The 305-nt window shown below is 33.8% G+C and carries 1 protein-coding gene; it reads right to left on the bottom strand.

Features of this window, described 5'->3' with window-relative positions:
* Window position 1 precedes the first annotated feature (1 nt).
* Window positions 2-305: NAD-binding protein (locus ACFIO5_RS10890; RefSeq protein WP_375705411.1), on the bottom strand; the 304-nt coding region annotated here is incomplete at its 5' end.

Below are 305 nucleotides of genomic sequence, written 5' to 3'. Positions count from 1 at the left end.
TTCATGATTGCGCAATATTTTTTATGAATCTCTGTCCAGTTATATGCTCAATAACACCATTTGCGATTTCTTCTTCATCAGTTACTACAATATCTGCGCCTAAATCAATGAGATAAGCTGTATCTACATCGGATAGTGTATGTGTGATTATCTGGATATCCTTATTCATATCACGTATATTCACGATACATTCTCCTACTTCAATAGTATTGCACATTGTAATAACAACTTTGTACGCATTGCTCATATTTGCAGCATTCATGACATCTTGTTTAATGATATTACCGCAAATGACCTCAAAACCA

It is taken from the genome of Bartonella sp. AA86SXKL, assembly GCF_042196885.1.
The sequence above is the reverse complement of the archived record's forward strand: the minus strand, read 5'-3'. Positions and strand labels throughout refer to the sequence as shown.